The organism is Caldisphaera sp. (assembly GCF_023256325.1).
In the GTDB taxonomy this organism is placed as follows: Archaea; Thermoproteota; Thermoprotei_A; order Sulfolobales; family Acidilobaceae; genus Caldisphaera.
In genome coordinates, this window is the sequence record NZ_JAGDXI010000046.1 from 2,940 (window position 1) to 3,592 (window position 653).

The 653-nt window shown below is 36.6% G+C and carries 1 protein-coding gene; it reads left to right on the forward strand.

Going from position 1 to position 653, the window contains the following annotated elements:
* On the forward strand, window positions 1-653 hold a 653-nt coding region (locus tag Q0C16_RS06965), incomplete at both ends, for an AMP-binding protein (protein ID WP_292320763.1).

Below are 653 nucleotides of genomic sequence, written 5' to 3' on the forward strand. Positions count from 1 at the left end.
CAGCAGTATATTTTACATCTGGAACAACAGGATTGCCAAAAGCAGTACACTTTACCCATAGGCAAATAATATTACAATCTATTATTAGCGGAATAGTTATAACAGCATATCCATCTCCAGTACGAGTTTCATCTAATGATGTTCTTATGCATATACCTCCTTTCTTCCATGGCTTGGGTTGGATGATGCCTTATTTAGCAACATTAATTGGCATGAAACAAGTTTTACCAGGTAGACCTGACGCATCTGTCATGCTAGACCTTATTAAAAAAGAAAAAGTAACATTTGCAGCAGGAGTTCCTACGTTTTTAAAAATGTTAATCGAGCATCCTAATGCTCAAGAGTATAAAGATGCTTTAAGTAATTTTAAGTTTCTATTAGACGGAGAGCATCCTCCTAGATCGTTATTCTTTGAAGCGAAAAAATTCGGCATTAATTTCATTGAGGCATTTGGAATGAGTGAAGGCGTAGGTTATACATATGCTGTACCAAAAGATAATATGTTAGATTGGCCCTGGGAGAAACTTCTAGATTACTTTAATACAGCGGGTCTTCCAGGTCCATTTGTAAATGTAAAAATAGTGGATGGAAACGGAAACCCTGTTCCCAAAGACTTTAAAACCATGGGTGAAATACTAATCCAAAGTCCCGGT